Origin of the sequence: Sulfitobacter faviae, from assembly GCF_029870955.1 — a bacterium.
GTDB lineage: Bacteria > Pseudomonadota > Alphaproteobacteria > Rhodobacterales > Rhodobacteraceae > Sulfitobacter > Sulfitobacter faviae.
In genome coordinates this window covers 184810-208218 of record NZ_PGFQ01000005.1, presented here as the reverse complement: position 1 = coordinate 208218, position 23409 = coordinate 184810, and the positions used below count along the sequence as shown (strand labels likewise).

The window sequence follows — 23409 nt, the reverse complement described above, 5'->3', positions numbered from 1 at the left end:
AACACCGGTTACGCGACAGGTCCGAAGCCCTGGTTTCATGTATGAGGGACAAGCTCGCCTCTACTGAGAAGCTTGGAAACAGGACAATCTCGCTTTCGATCCGTGGCGCAACTGATGGCAAGTAGCCAATTCTCGCCTCGAACTTTCGCCGAAAATTTTGCGGTGATGAGATGTTATGAGCAGTCATCAAGATAACCGGCAGGCCAATCTGACGCGCGGCATCCGGGTCGAGATCGCCAGCCTCGTCTACAACATCATCGAGGTCGTCGTATCCGTCACCGTGGGACTTCTGACCGGCAGCGCAGCGCTGGTGAGTTGGGGCCTCGACAGTACGGTCGAGGCCACCTCGGCTGCGACTCTGATCTGGCGCTTGAAGAGTGAGGTGGACGGTGCCGACAAGCGCACGGTCCTGCACCGCAAGAAGGTCGCGCTCTACGTGGTTGCCTGTGCCTTCTGGATCGTCGTCGCGGCGATCCTCTACGAGGCGGTCTCCGCCTTCATTTCGCAGAAGGCGCCGGGCTTCAACTGGTGGGTATCGCGATTCTGGGTGCTTCGCTCGTGGCCAACCCGTTCCTCGCCTGGGGCAAGTATCGCTACGGCAAGCGGCTCGATGCGCCCGCCCTGAAGTACAATGCCAAGGACACCATGATCTGCCAGTATCAGACGATCGTGTGTTGGCCGGGATCGGTCTGACGCAATGGATGGGCTGGTGGTGGGCCGACCCGGTGCGGCGCTTCTGATCGTGCCCTACGTTGCATGGGAGGCGTTCGAGGCCACGAAGGATGCGCGGTCGGTCGATCCGGACGAGGGCGAAGCTACTGCCGAGGCCTGACGTTACGCATGATGAACCGAGATTTGGGCATGGGCGGCAGTTCTCCGGTTTCCAGATCCAGATCCTGATCCGGCACTTCGTAGTCGATGGCGTTCACGAAGAAACTGCAAAACGCCTTCATCTGGCTGATCGCGATCCACTCGCCCGGACAACGGTGGTTCCTGTGGTGATCGCCACCGCCCTGCGGAATGAACTCGTAGGGAGTGACCTCCCGATCGTGAAACCGCTCGGCCGGAACTCTTGCGGCGCGTCCCACGAACGAGCGTCGGTATTCGTGCCGTAGAGGTCGAGCAGAACCCTGTACCCTTTGGGAAAGCGATGTCCGCGCCACTCGAAATCGCTCTTCACCCGTGCCGCAACCGCGGGAAAGAACGGATACAGACGGCGACCTCTTGCACGAAAGGTTCGAGCTGTCCCTCGTCGTCCTTCAGCTTTTGCCGCCACTCGGGATGCCGATGTAAAGCATGCGCCGCCTGAACTATGAACACGGATACCGCGACGGTCGGCGCAGGACATTCAACAGCTCTACGGCGGCCACCCTGGGGTCAACAACTCCCCATCGAGATCGCGCCATGTCGCGATGAAATGAAGGGCGCTTTCCTGCGTCGGCTGAAGCTCGCCATCGCGGACCTGTTGGATCATCCGTGCTGCCCATTTTCCAGGCGGTGGCGCGCCAGTCGCGCGGCCCAATGTTTCGGGCCAATGGCACCGGCGTCCTGAAAAAGCGCTGTAAGCTGCGCCGTTCGGGTCGCCACCTCAGCTTCATCAAGCGGCACCCTGGCCCAGGCGCAAACAGCTCTTGTGAGCATTTCGCGCACTTCGTCATAGAGGACGACCTCGTTCCTCGCCTCCCAGTCCGGCGCATATTTGTCCAACATGTGAAGCGACGTGCCCTGAAGCGCGGCGATCCGCTCGGTCCCCATGAGTGACATGAACATCTTCTTGCGGTGCTGGTGGGCAGCGCCGTCCAATCCCTGAACGCCGCCTTCGCCCAGCAGGGTCTTCTGTATGCGGCCCGGCATCGAGCCCGCGCGGATCAGTTTATCCTCGGAATAGAAAACTTTCGCTGCCGCCGCGCCGGTCATGCAGATCGTCTCTTGAAGGAGGATGCGGGTTTCGAACAGGTCTGTGTCGAGTGCGCGGCAGGTCTCCGAGATGAACCCATATGGGTTGCGCAGCAGGGCCAGTGTGCTGTCAAAGCCTTTCGCAGATGGTATGCCGAACATGGGTTACACCCCCGTTGTGTTTTCCTTGCGTTCACTCTGACCAGGCTTGTCCTTCGCAGAGCGGAAGCTGTCCCAGAACAGCAGGGCCGCACCGCAGAAAATCGTTACGTCCGCGAGATTGAAGGACGGCCAGTGGTATGATCCGTAATGGAAGTCGAGAAAGTCAGGAACGGCCTGATAGCGTACGCGGTCAAGAATATTGCCGAGTGCGCCGCCGATGATCAGACCGAGAGCGGCAGCTGTCAGCCTGTCCGGCGCGCGCCATAACCAGATCAATAGCCATGCCACGATCACGCCAGCAAGCGCGATGAGACCCCACCACGGTACGAACCCGCCGAGCATACCGAAGCTGACCCCATCGTTCAGAACCCGCACGAGGTTAAGAAAGGGTAAAACCTCGACCCCGCTCTCGAGCGCCGGTGTGGTCAGGGCGAGCGCCTTGGTGCCCTGATCGAGACCGAGCGCTGCGATTGCGCAGAGCCCACCGAGAACGCGACCGTTCATGCCGTCGCCTTCAGATCGCCCCGCGCGTCGCGGATGATGGCCCAAGCGGAGTGCAGGAACAGTCCGGCGATACCGAAGGCGACGATAAGGTCGGGCCACGCGCTGCCCAGCCACGCCACGAGACCGGCGGCGATGACGACCGCCGCATTGCCGATAGCGTCGTTGCGCGAGAACAGCCAGACAGCCCGCATGTTCGCGTCGCCCTTGCGGAATCGCAGCAGCGGCAGAACGGAGACGACGTTCACGACAAGGGCGATCATACCGAGCAGGCCCATGAGACCTGCATCCGGCGTCGTCTGTTCGAAGACCCGAACGATGGTTGTGCCGAGGACGCCAAGACCGAGGAGCCCGAGGAAGATGCCTTGGATCAGAGCCGACCGTGCCCGCCAAGCGAGGCTCCAGCCGATGGCCAGCAGGCCGAGGAAGGTGATCGCGCCATCGCCGATGAAATCGAGCGCATCGGCCTTCACGGCCTGCGATCCGGAAATGAAACCGCCGATCATTTCGAGGACCCCGTATCCCACGTTCAGGATCACGACGATCCAGAGGGCACGGCGGTAGGCCGGGTCCTGATGGGCCGGATTTGGCGGAATGTCTGCATTGTCCTCGATCCGGTCGAAGCTGTAACCAGTCACCGCAACGGCCTTTTCGATGTCCGGCAGGCGCCCTTCGGGTGCAGCCAGTGTCATGATGTGGGTTGCGGCCGACACTTTCACATCGCCGGGCGCTACCCCGGCCGACTGTGCCGCCCGCTCGATCTGTGCAGCATCCTTCGCGCAATCCATGCCGGAAACCCGGTATCGAAACAATGGCGCATCTGCTATCTCGTTGTCTGTGTTGGCCATGATCGCGGCTTTCCTGCTAAAGTGGATAGAAGATTCCATATATCAGCGAGAAATGATATGGCGCAAATCGTTATGGACAACAAGACCACCACTATTGAACAGCGCGCGAAATTGCTTCGCGGCTTCGCAGATACCAGTCGTTTGACGATTTTGGACGCCTTGGCAAAAAGTCCGTTCGTCGTTCAGGAGCTCGTCGCGCACACGGGACTAACTCAGCCCAATATCTCCAATCATTTGCGATGCCTGCTGGAGTGCGGGCTTGTCGCCAGCGATCGAGATGGACGGTTTGTTCGCTACCGTATCAGCAATTCACGTATCATAACGCTATTGAGCGATGTAGATGCTCTTCTTGATGTCGTCGCAGAAGGGGTTGAGGCTTGTGACAACTATCGCGAGACGTGATTCAAGATGTCGCGGCCTTCGGCCAGGTCGTTACATCGCTCCGGTTTGGTCGTTCTTTAGATGTAGTTCTTTCGACGTGAGACACAGTCGAGATGTTACCGCGAAGGTTTTTTCAACCAATGGCGAACATCGGCCCCGCACCCAGAATATCGGATAGTCCTGCGGTGACGGGCCACGACCGAATTGCTGGCGGACTGGTCTGTTCTTGTCTAAGTAAGAACACGAAAGCCCCGGTTCGACCTCAATATTTTTCTTGAACCTATAGTAGCTTTAGGAGTTAGGACCGCAGGCGAAGAACGGCATTCGATTCAAACAGGCCATACTGCTTCAGGCTTTCCTTAATGAACGGCAGAGCGGTTTTGTTTGAGCTTAGTTTGCCTACCTAACGTTGAAGGAATAAGAATGATGCTGACAAGACGACATTTTCTCCAAACCAGCGGTGCGCTGTTTTCTACTCCAATCGCTGGCCCGCTACTGGCAGCCACCCGGCCCACCAAGGAGGAGAAGGCCGCCTGGGACGCGCAGGTCACACCTCCCGCTTTTGATCCAACTACGTCAAACCCGTGGGGCCTGCACCCGCGCTTTTTGCCCCAGCGGGTGGACGCTAAGGACGGGCTTGTTCCGGGAGACGTCCACGTTGATGCCGTAGCGCGCTACATCTATCACATCGAAGAAGGGGAACTGCGATGCGTTACGGTGTGGCGATCGCCCGTGGTAACCTGTACGAGCCCGGCACGTATACGATCCAGCGAAAAGTGGAATGGCCAAACTGGACGCCGACCCAAAACATGATCGCACGCGATCCCGAGCTCTATGGCCCGGTTGCCGACGGTGTTGACCCTGGCCCAGAAAACCCTCTTGGCTCGCGGGCGCTTTACCTTTTTGAAGGCAACCGAGACACCTATCTTCGCATTCACGGGACGCCCGAACCAAGAAGCATCGGCGGGCGCGCGAGTTCGGGGTGTGTCCGCATGGTCATGGCACATATCAACCATCTATACCCGAACGTCAAAACTGGTTCGACGGCGTTCCTGTATTCGGCAGAAGAAAGCGTGACCCGCGAACGTGATCTACGCCCAACCCGTCTGCACTGGTCAATTAGTCACGCCGAGCGCGTGGTGCAGATCGGGTTGCCACCTATTGAGCGGAGCGGCACCAGTGTCGTTTCTACTGGACCGCTGTGCTCATACCAGTAGCACCCATCCTCGGAACGAAGCCGAGCTGTTGTGAGGTCCTGACCAGGTGCAGCTAGGTTAACGATTTGTTCGGGAAGGTTTCCAACCGCGTCTACCGGCGCGCGGGAGTTAGCCATTGGTGCGGCACATCCGCTTGCGAGCAGCAGGGCCGCTCCAATCATCATATGTCGTGTTTGCATTCAGTCCTCTGACCTGTCCTACTTTGGTTTTCACCAACAATCTTGCATACCGGGCACAGGTCCACAAGAACCACCCTGGGGCGGTCGGAGCGCGGCATCTTCAAAAGAGTTCATAAAAAGAAACGCAATTTTTCTATTGAACCTCTAGTAACTGTAGGGGCTATGTCAGAGTTGAATCAATCTAATCCTAGGGTCAATCTATGTCTATCCATGACCACCGCCGCGACCACAAACACAAATCTGACCGCGATCGCGAGCACAGTGATTATCAAGAGCATCCGAAAGGAGTTTCCCACTCTCATGGAGAAGGTGGTACGTGCTGCGGTGCTGGAGCCGACACGGAACCAGCACAACCCATCCCCGCGACCGGACGAAGTTTCCAGGTCTCTGGTCTGGATTGTGCCGAAGAGGTGGCGATCCTGAATAGGGCTGTCGGTCCAACAGTTGGCGGGACAGAGCATCTGGCGTTTGATGTCATTAATGGACGAATGACGATTCTGGATACTGCGGATAAGATTTCAGATGATGAGGTCGCTGAGTTGGTCGCGAGCACGGGGATGAGCGCGAAACCGTGGGATGCCGACAACGCGGCCGAAAATCAGGCAGCGCATTTGGCACGTCAAAAGCGTTTTACCACGCTGAGCGGCGGGTTTTGGGCGGCAGGATTTCTCTACCATATCGTCGAAACGGGCATGGGTGGTGCGCTTGGTCTGTTTGCAGGGCATGGCACGGCGCCGATGCCCATCGCGGAAGCCGGGCTGTTTGCCGTCGCAATCCTTTTTGGCGTCTGGCTCGTTGCACCAAAGGCCTGGTCTTCAGCACGCAGAATTAGCCCTGACATGAATCTATTGATGGTGGTGGCCGTGGCGGGTGCTATCGGCTGGGCGAATTCTTCGAGGCAGCGACAGTTGCGTTTTTCTTTTCACTGTCGCTCTACCTTGAGAGCTGGAGTGTGGGGCGGGCGCGCAATGCGGTGTCGGCCCTTCTGGATTTAGCACCGCCGACAGCCAGGATCATTCGGCCGGATGGTAGCGAGGCGAATGTTCCAGCGGCAGAAGTTGCCGTGGATGATCGTTTCATCGTGCGCGGCGGCGATCGCATCCCACTTGATGGCGAGGTCGTAGAGGGGGCCGGGGCTGTTGACCAGGCCCCGATCACTGGCGAAAGCGCACTGGTTCCGAAGGAACTCGGCGACGAGGTTTATGCCGGCACAATCAATGGTGAGGGCACACTGACGGTGCGCGCTACGAAGGCCGCCTCGGACACGGTGCTCGCGAAAATCATTCGCATGGTCGGCGATGCCCATGCCCGTCGCGCCCCGGTCGAGCAATGGGTCGCGAAGTTTGCACGCATCTACACCCCCATAGTGATGGCGCTGGCGGTCGCCCTTGCGCTGGTGCCGCCGCTCCTCCTGGGCGGTGCCTGGGACTATTGGTTCTACAATGCGTTGGTGCTGCTGGTAATCGCCTGCCCCTGTGCCCTTGTCATCTCAACACCAGTTTCGATCGTGGCAGCGCTGACCGCGTCGGCGCGAGCAGGGGTGCTTATCAAGGGGGCGCTTATGTTGAGGCGCCAGGTCGCACCACTGCGCTGGCGATGGATAAGACGGGAACGATCACTATGGGCGAACCCGAGGTTGCAGCAGTTCACGCATTGGGCGAAGCCTCCGCGGGCGATCTCATAACGCTGGCAGCGAGTTTGGAGGCACGGTCTTCGCACCCGCTGGCACGGGCCATTCTCGCGCGCGCGCAAACTGATGGTGTTTCCATAACTGCTGCAGAGGATACACGCACCGTGCCTGGACGCGGGCTGGAAGGGCGCGCCGACGGGCGTGTAATCTGGCTCGGCTCGGATCGGTTCGCTGAGGAGAAGGGGTTTGGCAATCACATTCCGACAGATTTGAGAGATCGAATAGAAGGAGCAGGGAGCACCTTAGTTGTAGTGGGTGACGAGACTGCCGTGGTCGGCATACTAGAGCTGCGCGACCGCATCCGCCCTGATGCTAAGGGGTCGTTGAAAAGTTGTATGCGCAGGGTGTGGAGACGATCGTGATGTTGACGGGCGACAACGAACGCACCGCGCGTGCCGTCGCGGCCGAAGTTGGGATCGACGAAGTGCGCGCCGAACTTTTGCCAGAAGATAAGGTGACGGCAATCGAAGAACTGGTGGAAATCCACGACATGGTGGCGATGATTGGTGACGGCGTGAACGACGCACCGGCCATGGCGCGGGCGCATTATGCCATTGCCATGGGGCTGTCGGATCTGATGCGGCCATCGAGACGGCCGACATTGCGCTGATGACTGACGATATCGGCAAGGTGCCCTGGCTTATTGGTCATTCACGCCGGACCATGTCGATCATCCACCAGAATATTGGTATATCGTTGGCGACCAAAGCGCTGTTCGTCGGGCTGACCGCGTTCGGCATGGCCTCTATGTGGGGCGCCATCGCTGCGGATGTGGGCGTATCCCTGTTGGTGGTCGCCAATGCACTGCGGCTTTTGAACGGCTATCAGATCAAGGGCGGGCCTTCGGGCGGTGAACCGGTGGGCGAGAATATGGCAAAGGGAGCACTGGCGCACGGTCATTGATCCGGCATTTGCGGTTAAGTAACGCCTAAAACACATCAGACCTCACGAAAGGGGCATCAAGCAGTAATGACTACCAATTTTCCACGACGGGTCTTTATTCTAAGTGGGTTGGCTGCCTTCCTGTCAGGCTGTGCAGATAAGTTCCGGACCTACAACGGACCCAAAGTAACCCGTCTTCGCATGTACAAGGCACAGCGGTTGCTCGTCCTTGACGGGAAGGCTGGCGTTTTGCGTACATTTCCCATCGGATTGGGCTTCGCGCCCCAGGGTCACAAACAGTTCGAGGGAGACGGCCGTACGCCAGAAGGCACCTACGTGATTGACCGACGCAACCCGGACAGCCTCTTCCACCTCTCCATCGGCATCTCATATCCCAACGCGGCGGATATTGCCTTTGCTGAGTCCCAAGGAAAGTCGCCGGGTGGCGATATTTTTATTCACGGTGGGCCACGCAAGGGGATCGACCCGATGAACAAGCGTGACTGGACCGCAGGATGCATCGCCGTAACGGACCGTCAGATCGAGGAAATCTACGCAATGGTGAAAAATGGAACACCGATCGACATTTATGCTTGATGGTTAGGTAAATCGACGACGCAGCGTGATGTTGATCGCCTCGATGACGATGACTAGGCCGACGACGGCAATCGTGACGCTGGCCGCCTTGTCATACTGAAAAGAGCGGATGTAGGTCTGGATGTAAAAGCCGATCCCGCCCGCGCCGACGATGCCGAGGACCAACGACTCACGCAGGTTCAGTTCGAACCGGAAAATCGTGTCGCGGGCGATGACTGGGGCCATCTGTGGCCAAATCGCATGTCTGAGCCGCACGAGCGGTCCAGCCCCTGCACTTTCAAGTGCTGCGATGGGGCGCGAGATACGCCGTCGATCGCCTCGGCATAGAATTTAGCGAGCATCCCAGTGGCATGAAAGGCAACTGCGATGATGCCGGGCAGCGGCCCGAGCCCGACCGCGCCCACCATGAGCATGGCCACGAGGATCAGCGGTACCGCCCGGATAAAGGCCAGCAGCGCGCGGACCGGCCCGAACACCGCACGCGAAACCATGGTTTCGGACGCGAGAATAGCCAGAGGGGTCGACAGCAGCACTGCGCCGAGGGAGCCGAGGATTGCTATTCTTAGTGTCTCTGCGCTGCCTTTTTTGATCTCGGTCATCACTGTCGGATCGGGCGGGAACATCCGGCCGATAAAGTCGGTAATCCGTGGACCGGCCGAAGCAAGACGCGACAACTCGACATCGGTTGTGACGAGGGACCATAGGATGGCAATAGCGATCAGCGAACTGGTGACGAAGCCGCCGAAGTCGCGGGGGCCATCATAACACCGCCCGGGGACCGAGTTCCGGCGTCGGTCCTGACCCCCGATAGAGTTCGGCAGTCGCATCGTCTTTCAACTCGGACGTTGGCACGTTAAACGCGATCCGCCCCTCTCGTATGCCGATGATGCGCCCTGCAAAACGCCGCGCCAGATCGGGTTGGTGCGAGGAGAATAGCGCTGTTGCATCACGCGCTCGCGCCGCCTTGGTCATCAACCCCAGAACCTCTCCAGCGCGGGCGGGGTCGAGGTTGCTCACTGGCTCGTCGGCGAGGATCAGCCGTGGTTCCTGCGCCAGACATCGCGCAATAGCCACGCGCTGTCGCTGTCCTCCGCTGAGACTGTCGACACGGCGTTCCGCGAGTTCTGCGATGCCGCAATCGGCGAGTGCTGTGCGGGCAATATCGAGATCGTGAGCCATTGGCGATCCCAGTACTGCTTGGAAAGGTGACATCCGCCCCAGGCGGCCGTTGAGCACGTTGCGTAGTGCCGTGGAGCGTTCTACGAGGGCGAATTCCTGAAACACGAAACCGGTATCAGGACGGCGAGCTCGGGGTGGTGGGCGGTCGGGATTGAGCGGCGCACCCAAGACAGAAACGCGCCCGCGCCATCCCTGAATCCTACCGTCGAGCAGCGCCAGCAACGTCGTTTTGCCCGCCCCGGATGGGCCCAGTAAAGCGACACACTCGCCCGCCGGGAGCCGAAATGAGACTCGTTCCAACGCTGGTAGCTGTGCGCCCTTATGGACATAACTCAGATCGTCTATTTCGATAGCCATGCTCATCGTAACAGCCCGTATTTCTTTGCCATATCGCGTACGCCTTCATACGCGGTGCCGTCTGCCCTGACGTAGCCATCTGGTCCGTAAAGATAGCTCAATTTGTCGCGGTGCTTCGGTTCGTTGAGCTTCAGCATGACGTCAACAAAACGGGCTTGCAGGGCGGCATCGAGTTCTGGGCGTGCGATCACAAGGTGACTTGGAATCGGCGCGCTTTCTACGAGCCAAGTCACCTCGGCCTGCTGTTGTGGGGTCAACAACAAATCCGCATACTGACTGGCACCGGCGGCATCGACCAGACCTTCGGCCATAGCCTGCATGGCTTGCTGGTAGCCTCCCGCAAAGAACACGCGGCCGAAGAATTTCTCCGCTGCGCCAGGACCCTCAATTAGCCCGGCCTTAACGAATTCGGAAAGAGGATAAAGATAACCTGATTCAGAGATCGGGTCGGCAAAGGCGATATCGCGCCCGCGCAGGTCTGCCAGCGTATCGATACCGCTGTTGCGGCGGACAAAAATGCGTCCTGTGTAACTTGACGCGCCCCGGTAGACCTCAGACAAGAGAGGTACCGCGCCAATTTCCGCCTCCGCCAGAACGAAAGGCAACGCGCCCATGAAGGAGACGTCTGCATCTCCGTTGCGAAGTGCCTCGACAGCCGCAGCATGGTCGATGGTGACGAAGCCTTCCACGGGAACGCCAATCTGTTCGGATAGCCATCTTGTGATGGCCTCAATGTCGCCTAAGAGCTTGTCGGGATTCTCCTGCGGAATGAAAGCAAGCCGCAAGGGAGTGTCTTGTGCGATCAGCGGGGAGGCCAGCGAGATCGCGCCTGCACTGGCCAAGGCCAGCATATTTCTGCGGGTTAGGTAGAATTCCATCAGAATGCCCTCTCTTCGATCGCGTCGGCTTCGGTCTTGAACGCGGTCCAACTTGCTTCGGCGGCCTCCCAGTCGTCGTCACGGGCTGCATCGCCGACTGCGGCAAGACGCTCGGCCAAGGCATAGACTTCGGGCCGTGCGGTCAGGTTCGACATGGTGCTCGCGTCTGCGGCGAGGTCCGCAGCGACAGTATCGGTCAGCAGCAGGATGTGCTCTGCGTCACGTCGGGGCAGAAGCGTGTCGAGCGTCGATGCAAATGTCGCCAATTCGGCAAATGTCAGGCGAAAGGCGGTGTTCTCTGCGTCGAACTTCTCGTAAGGCTCGTCTGCCGACCCTACAGTCTCCAGATACGCGGTCAGTTCAGTCCGTTCCGTCTCTGATAGCCCGAGCGATTTCGTCTCATCGAACCACTCAACAACGGCGGCCAACGTCGACAGCGAACCGTCGTGAAAATAGGGGGCGGTATATGCGGTTCCCAGCAAGGACGGCGTATCCAGCGCGCCTGCGCGCGCGCCACTATATGCCGGCGAGACCGATCCAATGTCATGGGCTTGCCGATCGAGGAAATTTGCGTCAGGCACGTGGCAACTAGCGCAGGAGCGATCGCCTAGCCCAGCGAAAGGCCGATTAAAAATAGCCTCGCCTCGGTGCGCCGCGTCCGGGTTTGCCTCGGACAGCGTACCATCCGCATTCAGCTTAGAGTTTGGTAGGAAGTCGAACTCGAGCATGTATCCTACCAGCGCGTCGAGCATCAAGGGCGTCGGCTCCGCGCCGCCAAATTCATTGACGATCACGTTCCGGCTGAAGTCGCGCAGAGAGGCAAAGCGCCCATCGCGACCATAAGGCCCGGTGAAGCGCAGCCCGCGCAGGCTCGGAATGTCGATCGGGTCGTCGCGCCGGTCGTTGAAGATAGGATTAAAGAACGCGCCATCGACGTCGATGGCACCGGGTTGGTGGCTGGCGCCCGGGATGAAGAGGCGCTGGTTCACATCCGAGCGATTGTGACAGGTCGAACAGGCGATCCCGAGGTTTCGCGCAGGATTTCCGAATATCTGCGGGCTGTCGAAAAGCATGTCGCCATAAGCCACCAAGGGCAGATCGGTCTCGTCGATACCTTGTTCCTCGAAGTTGAGGACAAGCAATGGCAGCGGGTCCTGATCGAAGATGTCGGAGCCAGGCGGCAAGCTTGGCGGCACCTCGATAGTGCGTCGGCTGAACACAGCGGTTTCGGGCAGGGCACTCAGTGTCTGACGTGGAGCATAGTTGGCTAAGAGGTAATTTTCCGCGAGATAGCTGGAAATGACTGCGCGCGCGGCCCCCAGCGTGTCGCGATCCGCGGAAAAGGCGCCAGCGCCGAGAAGACCAGCGGACCCCGTGCTGCTGTTAAGTTCCAGCCAAGCGAGGCCGATACGTCTTGCTGCTTCGGGGTCGGCTGCCGCGATACCATCCTCAAACGCACGGTAGAGCTCGCCTGCCGTTCGCAGAGCCTGGCGCGCCTTTGCAGGTTCTTCGGCTGCGAGAGCCCGGTCCAATTCCTCTTCGATCCTAAGCGCTACAAGACGAGTGGCCTCTGTGAAAACTGCTTGCCGGTCTTCACGTGCCACGGCGTCAAGGATACCATCCGGCTTGATACCGCTTTTGCGGTCCACCCACTCCAACGCGCCGGTCGAGAATTCCGAACCCCGGTGAGGTTCTGTCCAAGCGGTCTCGATGTCGTCCCAAGGCACTGGCGCGAGATTCCCAAGAAAAAGTGTCAGCCGATAGGCTGCCGCCTCAGGAAGCCACGGAGCCTCTTTGACAGGCGTCGCCCCCCGGGTCCGGACAGCAGGACCGCGCTTGCAGCGGTTAGCAGCAGCCTCGAAAGATTTTTTATCACCATAGCCTCCAGCGCTAAAACTTAGACTCGTCTAACTTAGATATTCTAGGCTAATTAGATTGTCAATTTTAGTTATTCGTTGCAATGTCCGGACATGTCGAAGCTACAATCATACGAACGCGAGGCGTTCGAGACTGTCGAGAGAGCTCCCGAAGCGCAGGCTAAGGGTTTCGCGACTGTGCGCCGAGCACATGAAAGCGAAATGGCGGAGGATTATGTGGAACTGATCGCAGAGCTGATCGAGTTGCGGGGGAGGCTAGGCCGGTCGAAATCGCCGAGCGGCTTGGCGTGAAATCTCCAACAGTGACCAAGAACATCTCCCGACTCAAGGCTGCTGGTTTGGTGCGGCGGGAGCGTTACCGCGCAATATTTCTAACCGATGCGGGCCGAGAATTGGCCGAGGCCTGTCGCCGCCGTCATAGAGTCGTTGTCGCGTTTCTCCTCAGCCTGGGAATCGACGAAGAGACTGCAGAACGCGATGCGGAGGGGATCGAGCATCACGTCAGCACGACCACGCTGGAGGCCTTCGAACACGCCCTCCTGCAATCTCAGAGCGGCAAGTAGCGCAGCATCAAGTTCTCGCGAAATTCAGAAAAGCAAGACTCAGGAGGCGGCGGCGTCAGCAGTCAAAGGCTGGTGGGTCTGTTCTGATGGTCAACTTTAGTGCAGAAAATCGTTCGTGTCCTCTGAGCTTGGCCAGCCCGAGATAGTGTGCCCAAAATCTCTGACTGCGACGACGGTGCAGCGAAAATGTCGATCGCGGGAAAAGACGTGGGTACAACCTTTGATTTGCTCCTCTGTTCAAAGCGCATAGACAATAGTCACCACCGTCGTCATGACGATGAAGAACATGACCAAGGCGCCTATGGCGAGCGTCCGGCCCATGTCGCGGTTTGGCTTTGCCACTTTCAGACGCAATTCTTCGGCCGTTTCCGGAAACTCGAGCGCCGCGGAGTTCGAGCCTCGCACCAACTCGTATCGTGAATTCCAGCGACGCACCTCGGCCGCGTTCCACCCGTTCAAGACCAGAATGATCGCGGCGATCATCAGCATCGAGGACGGGACCCAGATCGTATAGCCACCCATGGTTTCGTCGGACAGGGGATCAAGCAACCCGGTTGCCGCCGTTTGGTAGGAGGCATAGAGGCTCACCTCTTTGAGTGTCGTCAGGGAACCCAGAAAAATGTTTGAAACGATCACCGCAAAACCAGAGATCAGCCTTGCGCCGCGCCTCGCGCCCTCAGGGGGATCTCTCGGGTCGAAGAGCATGCCGAAATACCAGATCCCTGCCAGAACCATCGCAAAATGGGCGAACATCTCGATCGCCGCGATGCGCTGCGCAAGTCCGTAAAGCAGTGGAATCTGCCAGATAAAGAGCGACGTGATGAGCGCGGCAGTGGCGGTTACCGGATGTGCCAAGAACCGCAATGCAATAGATTTTCCAAGAGCGCCGAGGTATCGACGCCACCGTCTGTTCAAACCGACTTGCAGGAATCGCCACGGCTGCGAGACCGCGATGAGCAGTGGTCCTGCAAGGCGGAGGAGAAGGTGCTCCACTTGATGCGCCGAAAAGAGGCTGTGCCCCAACGAAGCCAGAGGCGCATTCGTGGCCGCGAGAATGCAGGTCAAGCCAGCGAAGAACAGGGCTTGCCGCCAAATGGAAACCGTCCCGCGCAGCCGTGTGGATCGCGCGACGCCGCGCATGTAGATCCATGCGGCCAAGCTGACGGAAACAAGGGACACTGGCGAAATCGCGTATCCAAACGGGTCGAAAAGGAGGAAGTAGGCGATCATTGGCTCATGTCATCTTGTATTGTTGGCCTTTGGACAGATGCCGGTAAAAGTCGGGATGTTCCCACAGCGCCACCCCGGGCCAAGGACAGATCAGTGGACATCGCGAGGTATTTGCCCTGCATCCACATTGGAAACAGGTTTTCATAGAATCGTGAGAGCGGGTGGCCGGACTGACCGGCGGGCGCGATGAAATAGGAACCGGCTTCTTCCGAAAACGACATGACCGCCTGAAAATTGGTGCCCGCGCTGGTCGCGAAGGGGCGGTCATCGTCAGAAGCAAACAATGTTGCAATCAGCGTGTCGGGAGCGCCCGAAGATGGGGCTTCGAGAGACAGCAGATCGCTGATGATCCCGCTCGATCGGATTGGTGCCCACTTCATATTCGAAGCGTGTGCTTCGCCCCAGACCCAAGCGGACGGATCGGGTCCGTAGCGGTCGACAAGCCAGCCGATGGCATCATCCAAGGCCGCACGAACCTGATCCTGGCAGGTCTCGATGGGGGTGGACGGGCGGATGTCGCACCAGATTGCGCTCCCTCCGCGATCTGAAAGCACCGCAAATAGGACATCGGCATTTGGCCTGGCCCAGACCTTCGTCGCGGATGGAAATTCATCCTGAAGTATCCGTTTTTGCAACGCGCGCGCCCAGGCCCAGAACAAGAGCGGCTCCGGTGAAAAGCGATCCATGTCGCCATTCCATCGGGCAAGTTGATTCAGAATAACGCCGCGAAGCCTATCTGCGCGGTTCTCTTCGAGAGCACCTGTGGAACCCACGAACCAAAGCTCTTTTGCCATTATAGGAAGAAGCGCCCGCGCGGCAGCGCTGACCGTGTCGCGCTGCACCGCAATCGCGCCCTCGACCGAGAATATCGGCTGCCGCTCATCAAGAGCAGCCAGACGGGCGCCTCGAAACGATAAAGGAGTTTCGACCTCCCTGTCAGGCCAGCGAGCAAGGGTTTCTCGGTCGATCGCAAGAATCTCCAATCCGGCTGGTGCCAGGTTCATGCTTGCGTCCATAGCATCGTTCACATCGGCGGACCGCGCCAGACGGTCAAGCATCATCAGAAAACTGCCGGCCTTCGCAGCGGTGGGACTCACTGGCTCTTTCAGGGTTTTCAGTGACACAGATCGGAACGCCCAAGCGACGCGTTCGCTGCGACCGACGACAATGAAGGGCACACCCGGCATTGTAGCCCCAATCGCGGCTCCGGTCGGGAGTTGAATATCCGCCAGGTACCATTCAGAAGGCAGCGATAAGGGGCCACGTATATCGGCGGTGAGAATTGGTGCTCCCATAGCTGTTCTGTCTCCAGGCAACGCCCAAGCTTCGAGGCTGACCTTGGGCGAGGTCACAAACAGCTCGGGCAAAAAAGGTCGGTCTGACAAGCCGGACAGGTCACTCTGGCGACTCTCGGATTGAAGATCGTTCAGAAACGCTTGAGCAAGTCTGAGACTATCGACGGGTCTCCAGGCTGCGATCATTCTCTCATCCGCGATCAACAGATCGGGTGAGCCTCTGCCGCGCCCGCCTTCGGATACCAGACCAAGCCACGCGTTGACACCTGCGGCATATGCGTCGAGCGCCTGGGCTGTCGAAGGCTCGACTTCGAACGTCTGGTCAAGTGGCAACAAGGCTTGCGCTGCCCGCCTTGCCCGCAATAACTGGCCAAGCCTGTCCTGAGCGTGAACGAAACCAAGCGCGAAATAGGCGTCCGCAGCAGAGTCTGCAGAAATGTGCGGTATGGCCGCAGCATCTCGCAGAATATCGACTGGACCTTCGATTCCCGCAACTCTGAAGTCCTCGTCATAGTCGGGGACGGAGGCGCGCAAAAGAAAGTAGACGACACCGGATACGGCCAGTCCTGATGCAAAAACCGCCAGGAGCAAGTACAGTAATATGTTGAACAGTCGTCTCAATTCGTTGCCGGTACCAAAGTAATCTCAAGACGTGATGCGCAAGAGGATCACCGAGGCGAAAAAAGCGAGTAGGCCGAAAGCAATACTGAAGCTTGTCGCGTACTGAAGTATATCCAGGCGGTTCCCTTTCCGCCGTTGCGCCAGATAGCCACCCCAGAGCGCCCCTCCGACAAAGCCTGCGAGCACCAGCATCACGAGTCCTCCGATTTTGATTTTTCTGAATTGAAACGTCGTCCGGCCAATCCGACGGTAAAGGCTAGGGCCCAGACCGCACAGATGAGCGCCAGCAATGTCCAATCACCGAAACGAGCGTAAGGTGTGGGCGCAAGCGCTGTCGGCAGGCTGGCATCTATGACTCCAGTTTGTCCGGTCTCGAGGCGCGCGATGATCTCTCCCTTGGCGTCGATGACCGCGGAAATCCCGGTGTTGGCCGCCCGGATCACCGGAAGGCCCTCTTCGACCGCGCGCATGCGCGCGGTGGCAAGGTGCTGCTCGGGCCCGATGCTGGTTCCGAACCAGGCATCATTCGTGGCGTTGAAAATCCAGTCGGGGCGGAAAAGATCATCGACCACGTGGCCCGGAAAAATGATCTCGTAACAGATTGCCACCGCAACCAGAGGCGCGCCCGGAATTGCCAGCGTTCGTGGCCCTGGTCCCGGCGTGAAATCACCCAAACCTTCGGCCAGGCGCTCGATCGGCAGCCAACCTTTCAGGGGCACATATTCCCCGAACGGAACAAGATGATGTTTTGCATATCCCGTTAGAATTTCGCCGCTGCCGTCATAGGCCTGAACCGTGTTGAAATATCGGGTTCCCCCATCCCTCTCTACGCGGTCAGGCACACCTGTCAAAAGGATCCTACCGTCTGGCAAAACCGTGGATAACCGCCTGCGCGCCAAGGCGTCTTCGTCCAGAAAACCGGGAAAGGCCGTTTCCGGCCACAGCAGCAGGTCGAAGCGTCCGGGTTGCGCGGACAAGCCGAGGTATTTTTCCAGCGTGCGTTCGCGGCTGCCCGGCGCCCACTTCTCGACTTGCGGCACATTGCCTTGGACGATGCGCAAAGCAATGTCCGTTGGCGGCACGTTCTGATTTAGCCGAAGCACACCGCCCCCCCAAATTACCGTCACCGCGACGGCAAAGAGCGCCAAAACAGCTGCGCGGCTGTTTGGCGCGGCTGCGATGAACACACCTGGCAATATGCTGATAAATACCGTGACAAAGCCCAGACCGTAACTTCCGACCCATGCGGCGGGTTGGCGCAGGGGGCATGTTCGACAAGGGCATAAGCAGCAAGGTTCCAGGGAAACCCCGTCAGGACATGACCACGCAGCCATTCCGCGGCAACCCAACACGTTGCAAGCAGAAGACCTGCCGTAATGCCGCCGACAGCACGGCGCTGCATTACGGTGGCAAATAACATCGCCGCAATAGCTGGAAAAATGGCCAGTCCGGCGGCCAGTCCCGCGACTGCTGGGATCGCAAGGGCACCGAAACGTTCGGAATCGACGTAAAAGCTTTCGGCAATCCAGGAAATTCCAAACAGGAACTGGCCCATTCCAAAGATCCAGCCGATGACGAAGGCGCGCGCGGTGGAAACCTGCATGAGCACGAGAAAGAGTGCTGAGAAGGCGACTGGAACAGCGATGATCCATGAGAACGGTGGAAGGGTTAAAACCGTTAAACCGCCCGCCATAAAGCTAATCCCTGATCGCAGGGGAAAGCAACGGCTGCAGCCAGTCAATTGCAGCCAACCCGTCATCATGGGCCAGTCTGAAGTTTAGCGGCTAACCACGGTGCTAAGAGCAGCAGCCCCACGCCACCGACCACGAACACATCCGCCATGTTGAAGGCGGGCCAATGCGTGGAGCCGACGTAGAAATCGAGGAAGTCCGTCACACCCCAAAATCGAATGCGGTCGAGGACGTTGCCGAGCGCGCCACCGATGATCGCACCATAGGCGATAGCCTCAACCCGGTTGTCAGTGCGTACCAGCATGACGGTCAACCAGCCGCAGATGGCTAGGGCCAAGGTCGCAAGGCCCCACCATGGTGCTCCACCAAGCAGTCCGAATGTCACGCCATCGTTGCGCAAGTAAATAAGATTAAAACTGGGAAAGACCGGAATTCCGGCGCTCAAATCTGTCGCATTAGCGACGACGATTGCTTTTGTCACCTGATCAACAAGAAAAGCAGTTCCAGCCGCAATGAAGCCTTGGAAATGGGACTGTTTCATCTCATCACCCCAGCCATACATCTAGGAACAACATGATCACGAGGCCGACCGCGAGACCGAAAGTCGCCCTGTTTTGATGGCCGGATCGGTGGGTTTCGGGAATGATTTCGTGGCTGATTACGTAGAGCATCGCCCCGGCGGCGAAGGCGAGGCCCCATGGCAACAGGGGCTGCGAGATGCCGATGATGCCAGCGCCAAGAAGCCCGCCTACCGGCTCGACAAGACCTGTCAGGGCGGCAACCCCCCACGCACGGCGCCTGGAATACCCCTCACCAAGCAATGAGACCGCTACGGCGAGACCCTCGGGCGCGTTTTGCAGCCCGATGCCAATCGCGAGCGGCAAGCCACCAGAGAAACCATCAGCCCCAAACCCGACACCAACGGCAAGCCCTTCGGGAAAATTGTGGATCGTGATCGCTATGATGAAGAGCCAGACGCGGCGCAGAGATGCGGCGGCGGGCCCTTCTCGCCCCGTTTTGAAATGTTCATGCGGCAGTCGTTCATTCATCAGAGCGACCGCCCCCATGCCAAGCAAGATCGCAACACAAACGATGGCTGCCGGGAGAGCACCGTTGTCGAACTGTCTTTCGGCTGCGTCGAGAGCCGGAATGATCAACGAAAAGAATGAAGCAGCGAGCATGACACCCGCCGCGAAGCCAAGCAGCAAATCGCGCGTGGCACGGGAGGGGACGCGTCCAAAGAGAACGGGGTCGCCCCGACCGCTGTCAGCGATCCGGCGGCAAGGCTTCCAAGAAAGCCGAGAGTTATTGAGGACAAGGGTTCCAAGCGCAGAGTTCCCGCCGATACGTCAGTCAGCGGCCAAATAGCTGCTAAAGATTTCGGTCGACCCATCGCCCTGGATCAAAAAGACATCGTAGCCCTCGCGATCATCTTCCGGTCCCATGCCCGGCGAGCCATAGGGCATACCCGGCACCGCCACCCCCACTGCATCTGGACGCTCATCCAACAAACGCTGGATGTCTGATGCCGGTACATGACCTTCGATCACGTAGCCGCCGACCAAAGCCGTATGGCAGGATACCATGCGCTGAGGCACGCCGGTGTCGAGTTTGAATCGCACAAGAGATCCCCGAACATGTCCTCGCCTATCGGCGCGAATCCGCTTTCCTCAAGATGCTTCATCCAAGACAGACAACAGCCGCAGCCGTTTGTCTTCCGGACATCAATCTGGATCGCATCGGCGACAGCTTGCGCCGCGGAAAACAAGGCCAGCGTGACTGCAAGAGCGGGAGCCAGTCGTTTCATGGATTAAAGCCTTTCGGTTGTTGTCTGTACAAATTCGCTGGTGAGCCTCTCGGCCAGTAGCGAGCGAGCCTCAGCCAATCGCTCAAGTGCAGCCGGGCCAACCGCATCCCGGTCGGCCGCCTCTACCAGTCGGTCGTCTGAGAGAGGATCCGTCGGGCGACCATCGACCAGAACCTCATAATGCAGATTTGGGCCGGTCGCGGTGCCGGTAGCACCGACGCGACCGATCATGTCTCCGGCCATCACGCGCTGCCCTTGTTCGAGTGTGTCCGGCACCTCGCTGAGATGTGCGTATCGTGTCAGGGTGTCGGAACCATGCGATATCTCCACCACCCGGCCATATCCACCACGACGTCCGATGAAGCTCACGCGTCCAGGCGCCGTTGCTTTTACAGGCGTACCGCGGGCCGCAGCAAAGTCGACGCCGGTGTGCATGCGTACATTCCCATAGACCGGGTGCGTGCGACGGCCGAAGACGGAACTCAGCCGCGCTCCTTCCACCGGTTGGGCAAAGACACGCAGGACCTCTCCATCCACATAGATCGTCGCTTGACCGCTGCCGTCATCCGGCCAGACGATCTCATAGACCGATCCAGCAAGGTCCAATGCGGCAAAGGCAAGCTCGGGCTGGCCAATCCTTTTGTTTCCTTCTCGCGCCTCGCGCCAAAGGAGACGCATCCTCTCACCCCCGGAGAGTTCACGTCGAAAATCGATTGTGCCGCCCAGCATCTGTGCCAGATCGACCGCGAAGCGTGCAGGTATCTTTGCCTTGTCCAACGCTGCGGAGATCGAACTTTCAACCACCGCCTCGCTTGCGAAAATCACCACTTCAGGGTCTGGTTCCAATACGCGCGTAAGAAGTTCTTCACCAAAAACAGTTTCGATCCGCACTCCATCGTCAATGGCCAGTTCTACGCGCTTCGGATTGCCGTCCGCGTTTGAGATCACGGTGATCTCATGGCCTGGGCGCAATCGGCGCAGATCATATTCCACTCCAAGTGCGAGAGCGATCTCCGCACGGGCGGGTGCGGCAACGCCGGCGTTCGCTAAAACTGCATCCAACGTCTCACCCGACGCGATTTGACGCGTCCAAGTCACCAAGGGCGGTTCAATTTCTGGCAAGGCGGTTTCGGTGACGTCAGGCTGCAAGAGAGGGACGTTTAGGATTTTGCGCGCTCCGTCGACTTGTGTGGTTTTGGGAACTGTCATGACGCTATCAGCAAGTCGCGGTTCCAAAACTGCAGCAGGCGCCCATTGCGTTGCTTCGGCAATCGATTGGGGCACCGGTTCTTTGGACCACCACTCTAAGGTGGCGATGGCAGTCATCGAAAAGGCGCCAACCAGGGCCACCGAGGCAACTCTTATTCTCATGTTGTGATCTCTACATCTTCTGTCAACGCACGTCGGATCTTCGGTACTGCGAATTCTCTTGGCTCGTGGTGGTCAATCATGGTGACGAACTCACCGTTGGCGCCAAAAAGGAATATGCTTGCCGTATGGTTCATCGTGTAGTCACCTCCCTCGGTCGGGACGCGCTCATACGAAGCCCGAAACCCTTCTGTAGCGCGGGTAATCTGGTTTTCCGTTCCGGTCCAACCCCGAATGGCCGGATGAAAATAGCCGACATATTCGGCCATGGCCTCGACCGTGTCACGCGCCGGATCGACCGTGATGAAGACCACGTTCATCTGCGCGGCTTCGTCTCCGAGATCTTCAAGCCAGCCTGAGATATCCGATAACGTCGTGGGGCAGACATCCGGGCAGTAGGTGAACCCGAAGAACACCATGGTCGGCCGTCCGATCAGGGTTTCTGGGCCCACTTCATGGCCTTCGTGATCGGTCAGTCGGAAATCCATCACCGTTAGGGGGAGCGGCCTTTGGCCAGTAGGTTTCGGAGCGCCGGGACCATCCACGCGCCACCAGCCGATACCAAGCATCATAGCCAGAGCGCCTGCACCGTATTGGAACAATTGCCGACGCTGCATCAGCTTTCCGGCCCGCGCGCGGCGATCCCCAGAATTGGGACCTCAACAGTCACTTCGCCACCGTCCGAGAAAGTCAGTGTCAGCGGGAAGGTCTCGCCTTCGATCATCGGGTCTTGCAGCTTCATGAGCATGGCGTGCAGCCCGCCCGGCTCCAATGCCACGCTTTCGCCCGGCCCAATCGTGATGTCGCCTGCAGGTGACATTGAACTGACGCCTGCAGCGTTGGTTTTCGTCTCATGGATCTCGGGCATCGTGGCCAGTGGTGTTGTAAGTCCGGTCAGCGTGACTGTGTCTTCATTTGCGTTATGTATAGTGAAATATGCCGCGCCCGGTCGGTTTATACCAATCGAAGCACGGGACCACGCGTTTACTACGATGACGTCCTCCGAACCGGCAAATGTCGGAGTCGACATGCCCGAGAGCAGCAAAAAAAGAGTCAAGCCCTTGATATAAGGTAGCTCTATCATGACAGATTCTCCTTTATCTATCCGAGCATCAACTTTGGCTGACCGCAATTTCTGCAGCGACCAGTCGCCGCAGTTCGGCCTCACCGAACGGGTCTAATGGCTTGGCGTTGACGAAGAACGTGGGCGTTTGTCGCACGCCTACCGCTTCGACATCAGCGCGGTCCTGATTGAGCACTGCCACGACACCGGGGGCCAGCATCTGTGTTCGAGCAGCTTCGACATCCAGACCACCGCTTGCGGCAATCTCAAGGATCAAACCCGGTGCTGGAGTGCCATGGGACGCCCATCGTGGCTGCTCGCGCAGGACCGCTTCCAGCACGGGTTCGAACACATCCTGCATCCGCGCAGCTTCGAGAACACGGATCGCTTCCACTGAAGCTTTCCCGTGAAAGGCAGTATATCGAATGACGACACGGACCGCACCACCGTGCTCAGTCATGATATCCTTGACCACGGGATAGAAGGCGCGGCAGGCCTCGCAAGCTGGATCGAAAAACTCGACAATCGTGACAGGTGCCGTTTCGGGGCCAAGGATCGGGGAATAGGACCGGATCAGCACATCGTTCACTTCGGGCGCGACAGGGACTGCCTCTGCCATGGGTTGGGGGCGGGTGGCATACCAAGCCGCGCCGCCAAAACCTGCGGCACCAACAGCCAGAACGGATAGAACGAGGCCGCGTCGATTCATGTTTGTTTTTCCTTCAGTGAAAGGGCCGACAGCACCCCGATAATCGTGAAGGCGACAAGCGCCATCAGCGGAATCGGAATCCCGAAGACCAACTGGTTGTCGTCGGTACAAGAGGGGCCAGTCGCCGTGCAGGGCTGGATCGCCTCGGGGATCAGACCGACATAGAGGCCGATGTGATACATCGCCACCGCCGCCCCCCAAGCGCCAGTGCAACGCCATAGCGCCCCACGCGGGAATCCTGCCACCACAACCCGAGCCCAAGAACGATGGCCAAGGGGAACATGAAGGCGCGCTGGAACCAGCAAAGGATGCAAGGCGTTTGACCAAGCACCTCGCCAATAAAGAGCACGGCAAGCGATGAGATAAGCGCAATGATCCACGCTAGGCCAAGGGCTGTTTCTCCAGAGAGTCGGGGCAT

Annotated in this window: 22 protein-coding genes and 9 pseudogenes; 10 read left to right on the top strand and 21 right to left on the bottom strand. The window is 58.8% G+C overall.

Annotated features, from left to right (window positions below; translation table 11 throughout):
- Positions 1 to 175: 175 nt before the first annotated feature.
- Both CUR85_RS19855 and CUR85_RS19850 read left to right on the top strand, forming a co-directional pair.
- Positions 176 to 625, top strand: a complete 450-nt coding sequence (locus tag CUR85_RS19855; RefSeq protein WP_280323206.1) for a cation diffusion facilitator family transporter — start codon at positions 176 to 178, stop codon at positions 623 to 625.
- Positions 626 to 697: 72 nt separating this feature from the next.
- Positions 698 to 832, top strand: a complete 135-nt coding sequence (locus tag CUR85_RS19850) for a hypothetical protein (RefSeq protein ID WP_280323205.1) — start codon at positions 698 to 700, stop codon at positions 830 to 832.
- Here the strand turns inward: CUR85_RS19850 and CUR85_RS20485 are convergent.
- From CUR85_RS20485 to CUR85_RS19825, 5 genes and pseudogenes are all read right to left on the bottom strand, one after another.
- A complete protein-coding gene (locus CUR85_RS20485; protein ID WP_280323213.1) occupies positions 816 to 1088 on the bottom strand; it encodes a hypothetical protein in 273 nt (90 codons plus the stop codon). The two genes, CUR85_RS19850 and CUR85_RS20485, sit on opposite strands and share 17 nt — an antisense overlap.
- Before the next feature lie 20 nt (positions 1089 to 1108).
- A pseudogene (locus CUR85_RS20480) lies at positions 1109 to 1348 on the bottom strand (hypothetical protein); the annotation flags it as partial.
- Positions 1349 to 1470: 122 nt separating this feature from the next.
- Positions 1471 to 2058, bottom strand: coding sequence for a cytochrome P450 family protein (locus CUR85_RS19835; protein ID WP_280323204.1), 588 nt, complete (start codon positions 2056 to 2058; stop codon positions 1471 to 1473).
- Positions 2059 to 2061: 3 nt separating this feature from the next.
- Complete coding sequence (lspA, locus tag CUR85_RS19830) at positions 2062 to 2562, bottom strand: signal peptidase II (protein WP_035714444.1); 501 nt, start codon at positions 2560 to 2562, stop codon at positions 2062 to 2064.
- A complete protein-coding gene (locus CUR85_RS19825) occupies positions 2559 to 3407 on the bottom strand; it encodes a cation efflux transmembrane domain-containing protein (RefSeq protein ID WP_067264414.1) in 849 nt (282 codons plus the stop codon). The genes lspA (CUR85_RS19830) and CUR85_RS19825 overlap by 4 nt, the downstream gene beginning before the upstream one ends.
- Before the next feature lie 72 nt (positions 3408 to 3479).
- On the opposite strand from CUR85_RS19825, the gene CUR85_RS19820 reads away from it, so the two are divergent.
- The 7 genes and pseudogenes from CUR85_RS19820 to CUR85_RS19800 all read left to right on the top strand — a co-directional run bounded on the left by CUR85_RS19820 (position 3480) and on the right by CUR85_RS19800 (position 8353).
- The gene (locus CUR85_RS19820; protein WP_231886347.1) at positions 3480 to 3809 is read left to right on the top strand and encodes an ArsR/SmtB family transcription factor; all 330 of its coding nucleotides are present in this window, start codon (positions 3480 to 3482) and stop codon (positions 3807 to 3809) included.
- A 405-nt stretch (positions 3810 to 4214) separates the two neighbouring features.
- Positions 4215 to 4867, top strand: a pseudogene (locus CUR85_RS19815) (L,D-transpeptidase); the annotation flags it as partial.
- A gap of 517 nt (positions 4868 to 5384) precedes the next feature.
- On the top strand, positions 5385 to 6179 hold the full coding sequence (locus tag CUR85_RS20705) for a hypothetical protein (protein WP_485129821.1): 795 nt from the start codon (positions 5385 to 5387) through the stop codon (positions 6177 to 6179).
- On the top strand, positions 6137 to 6868 hold the full coding sequence (locus tag CUR85_RS20700) for an HAD-IC family P-type ATPase (RefSeq protein WP_485129820.1): 732 nt from the start codon (positions 6137 to 6139) through the stop codon (positions 6866 to 6868). The genes CUR85_RS20705 and CUR85_RS20700 overlap by 43 nt, the downstream gene beginning before the upstream one ends.
- A pseudogene (locus CUR85_RS20695) lies at positions 6781 to 7484 on the top strand (HAD-IC family P-type ATPase). The gene CUR85_RS20700 and the pseudogene CUR85_RS20695 overlap by 88 nt, the downstream one beginning before the upstream one ends.
- Positions 7484 to 7777, top strand: a complete 294-nt coding sequence (locus CUR85_RS20690) for a hypothetical protein (RefSeq protein ID WP_280323134.1) — start codon at positions 7484 to 7486, stop codon at positions 7775 to 7777. The pseudogene CUR85_RS20695 and the gene CUR85_RS20690 overlap by 1 nt, the downstream one beginning before the upstream one ends.
- A 66-nt stretch (positions 7778 to 7843) precedes the next feature.
- Entirely contained in the window at positions 7844 to 8353 is a 510-nt protein-coding gene (locus tag CUR85_RS19800) for a L,D-transpeptidase family protein (protein WP_067264398.1), read from the top strand.
- Between the two features lie 3 nt (positions 8354 to 8356).
- Here the strand turns inward: CUR85_RS19800 and CUR85_RS19795 are convergent.
- The 4 genes and pseudogenes from CUR85_RS19795 to CUR85_RS20475 form a co-directional block, all read right to left on the bottom strand.
- A pseudogene (locus CUR85_RS19795) lies at positions 8357 to 8844 on the bottom strand (PhnE/PtxC family ABC transporter permease).
- A 268-nt stretch (positions 8845 to 9112) separates the two neighbouring features.
- Positions 9113 to 9889: a phosphonate ABC transporter ATP-binding protein gene (locus tag CUR85_RS19790; RefSeq protein ID WP_280323207.1), complete on the bottom strand. Its 777-nt coding sequence runs from the start codon at positions 9887 to 9889 to the stop codon at positions 9113 to 9115.
- 2 nt (positions 9890 to 9891) lie between these two features.
- The gene (locus CUR85_RS19785) at positions 9892 to 10767 is read right to left on the bottom strand and encodes a phosphate/phosphite/phosphonate ABC transporter substrate-binding protein (protein WP_067264393.1); all 876 of its coding nucleotides are present in this window, start codon (positions 10765 to 10767) and stop codon (positions 9892 to 9894) included.
- Positions 10767 to 12494, bottom strand: a complete 1728-nt coding sequence (locus CUR85_RS20475; RefSeq protein WP_280323133.1) for a cytochrome c peroxidase — start codon at positions 12492 to 12494, stop codon at positions 10767 to 10769. Before CUR85_RS20475 ends, CUR85_RS19785 begins: the two co-directional genes overlap by 1 nt.
- A gap of 243 nt (positions 12495 to 12737) precedes the next feature.
- On the opposite strand from CUR85_RS20475, the pseudogene mntR reads away from it, so the two are divergent.
- A pseudogene (gene mntR, locus CUR85_RS19775) lies at positions 12738 to 13207 on the top strand (manganese-binding transcriptional regulator MntR).
- A 237-nt stretch (positions 13208 to 13444) separates the two neighbouring features.
- Here mntR and CUR85_RS19770 read toward each other — a convergent pair.
- From CUR85_RS19770 to CUR85_RS19710, 12 genes and pseudogenes are all read right to left on the bottom strand, one after another.
- Positions 13445 to 14437, bottom strand: a complete 993-nt coding sequence (locus tag CUR85_RS19770; protein ID WP_067264385.1) for a cytochrome c oxidase assembly protein — start codon at positions 14435 to 14437, stop codon at positions 13445 to 13447.
- The gene (locus CUR85_RS19765; RefSeq protein ID WP_093744242.1) at positions 14434 to 16353 is read right to left on the bottom strand and encodes a penicillin acylase family protein; all 1920 of its coding nucleotides are present in this window, start codon (positions 16351 to 16353) and stop codon (positions 14434 to 14436) included. Before CUR85_RS19765 ends, CUR85_RS19770 begins: the two co-directional genes overlap by 4 nt.
- 24 nt (positions 16354 to 16377) lie before the next feature.
- Positions 16378 to 16545, bottom strand: a complete 168-nt coding sequence (locus tag CUR85_RS19760; RefSeq protein ID WP_093744243.1) for a hypothetical protein — start codon at positions 16543 to 16545, stop codon at positions 16378 to 16380.
- A pseudogene (gene lnt, locus CUR85_RS19755) lies at positions 16545 to 18115 on the bottom strand (apolipoprotein N-acyltransferase). Before lnt ends, CUR85_RS19760 begins: the two are co-directional and overlap by 1 nt.
- The gene (gene lspA / locus CUR85_RS19745; RefSeq protein ID WP_082852052.1) at positions 18112 to 18606 is read right to left on the bottom strand and encodes a signal peptidase II; all 495 of its coding nucleotides are present in this window, start codon (positions 18604 to 18606) and stop codon (positions 18112 to 18114) included. The pseudogene lnt and the gene lspA (CUR85_RS19745) overlap by 4 nt, the downstream one beginning before the upstream one ends.
- Positions 18590 to 19371: pseudogene (locus CUR85_RS19740) on the bottom strand (ZIP family metal transporter). Before CUR85_RS19740 ends, lspA (CUR85_RS19745) begins: the two are co-directional and overlap by 17 nt.
- A 22-nt stretch (positions 19372 to 19393) precedes the next feature.
- Positions 19394 to 19851: pseudogene (locus tag CUR85_RS19735) on the bottom strand (DUF411 domain-containing protein).
- Between the two features lie 3 nt (positions 19852 to 19854).
- Positions 19855 to 21222, bottom strand: a complete 1368-nt coding sequence (locus CUR85_RS19730) for a M23 family metallopeptidase (protein WP_136720529.1) — start codon at positions 21220 to 21222, stop codon at positions 19855 to 19857.
- Positions 21219 to 21836: an SCO family protein gene (locus tag CUR85_RS19725; RefSeq protein WP_067264364.1), complete on the bottom strand. Its 618-nt coding sequence runs from the start codon at positions 21834 to 21836 to the stop codon at positions 21219 to 21221. Before CUR85_RS19725 ends, CUR85_RS19730 begins: the two co-directional genes overlap by 4 nt.
- A complete protein-coding gene (locus CUR85_RS19720; protein ID WP_209274031.1) occupies positions 21836 to 22303 on the bottom strand; it encodes a copper chaperone PCu(A)C in 468 nt (155 codons plus the stop codon). The genes CUR85_RS19725 and CUR85_RS19720 overlap by 1 nt, the downstream gene beginning before the upstream one ends.
- A gap of 28 nt (positions 22304 to 22331) precedes the next feature.
- On the bottom strand, positions 22332 to 22991 hold the full coding sequence (locus tag CUR85_RS19715; RefSeq protein ID WP_067263745.1) for a DsbA family protein: 660 nt from the start codon (positions 22989 to 22991) through the stop codon (positions 22332 to 22334).
- A pseudogene (locus CUR85_RS19710) lies at positions 22988 to 23409 on the bottom strand (disulfide bond formation protein B). Before CUR85_RS19710 ends, CUR85_RS19715 begins: the two are co-directional and overlap by 4 nt.

What these genes read in the sequence shown, in the direction of transcription:
- CUR85_RS19855 (WP_280323206.1), top strand. Translation starts at nt 176, where the DNA reads ATGAGCAGTCATCAAGATAACCGGCAGGCCAATCTGACGCGCGGCATC.
- lspA (WP_035714444.1), bottom strand. Translation starts at nt 2,562, where the DNA reads ATGAACGGTCGCGTTCTCGGTGGGCTCTGCGCAATCGCAGCGCTCGGT.
- CUR85_RS19725 (WP_067264364.1), bottom strand. Translation starts at nt 21,836, where the DNA reads ATGCAGCGTCGGCAATTGTTCCAATACGGTGCAGGCGCTCTGGCTATG.
- CUR85_RS20705 (WP_485129821.1), top strand. Translation starts at nt 5,385, where the DNA reads ATGTCTATCCATGACCACCGCCGCGACCACAAACACAAATCTGACCGC.
- CUR85_RS19785 (WP_067264393.1), bottom strand. Translation starts at nt 10,767, where the DNA reads ATGGAATTCTACCTAACCCGCAGAAATATGCTGGCCTTGGCCAGTGCA.
- CUR85_RS19820 (WP_231886347.1), top strand. Translation starts at nt 3,480, where the DNA reads ATGGACAACAAGACCACCACTATTGAACAGCGCGCGAAATTGCTTCGC.
- CUR85_RS19730 (WP_136720529.1), bottom strand. Translation starts at nt 21,222, where the DNA reads ATGAGAATAAGAGTTGCCTCGGTGGCCCTGGTTGGCGCCTTTTCGATG.
- CUR85_RS19835 (WP_280323204.1), bottom strand. Translation starts at nt 2,058, where the DNA reads ATGTTCGGCATACCATCTGCGAAAGGCTTTGACAGCACACTGGCCCTG.
- CUR85_RS19720 (WP_209274031.1), bottom strand. Translation starts at nt 22,303, where the DNA reads ATGATAGAGCTACCTTATATCAAGGGCTTGACTCTTTTTTTGCTGCTC.
- CUR85_RS19800 (WP_067264398.1), top strand. Translation starts at nt 7,844, where the DNA reads ATGACTACCAATTTTCCACGACGGGTCTTTATTCTAAGTGGGTTGGCT.
- CUR85_RS19760 (WP_093744243.1), bottom strand. Translation starts at nt 16,545, where the DNA reads ATGCTGGTGCTCGCAGGCTTTGTCGGAGGGGCGCTCTGGGGTGGCTAT.
- CUR85_RS19770 (WP_067264385.1), bottom strand. Translation starts at nt 14,437, where the DNA reads ATGATCGCCTACTTCCTCCTTTTCGACCCGTTTGGATACGCGATTTCG.
- CUR85_RS20690 (WP_280323134.1), top strand. Translation starts at nt 7,484, where the DNA reads ATGACTGACGATATCGGCAAGGTGCCCTGGCTTATTGGTCATTCACGC.
- CUR85_RS19790 (WP_280323207.1), bottom strand. Translation starts at nt 9,889, where the DNA reads ATGGCTATCGAAATAGACGATCTGAGTTATGTCCATAAGGGCGCACAG.
- CUR85_RS19715 (WP_067263745.1), bottom strand. Translation starts at nt 22,991, where the DNA reads ATGAATCGACGCGGCCTCGTTCTATCCGTTCTGGCTGTTGGTGCCGCA.
- CUR85_RS19825 (WP_067264414.1), bottom strand. Translation starts at nt 3,407, where the DNA reads ATGGCCAACACAGACAACGAGATAGCAGATGCGCCATTGTTTCGATAC.
- CUR85_RS19850 (WP_280323205.1), top strand. Translation starts at nt 698, where the DNA reads ATGGATGGGCTGGTGGTGGGCCGACCCGGTGCGGCGCTTCTGATCGTG.
- lspA (WP_082852052.1), bottom strand. Translation starts at nt 18,606, where the DNA reads ATGTATGGCTGGGGTGATGAGATGAAACAGTCCCATTTCCAAGGCTTC.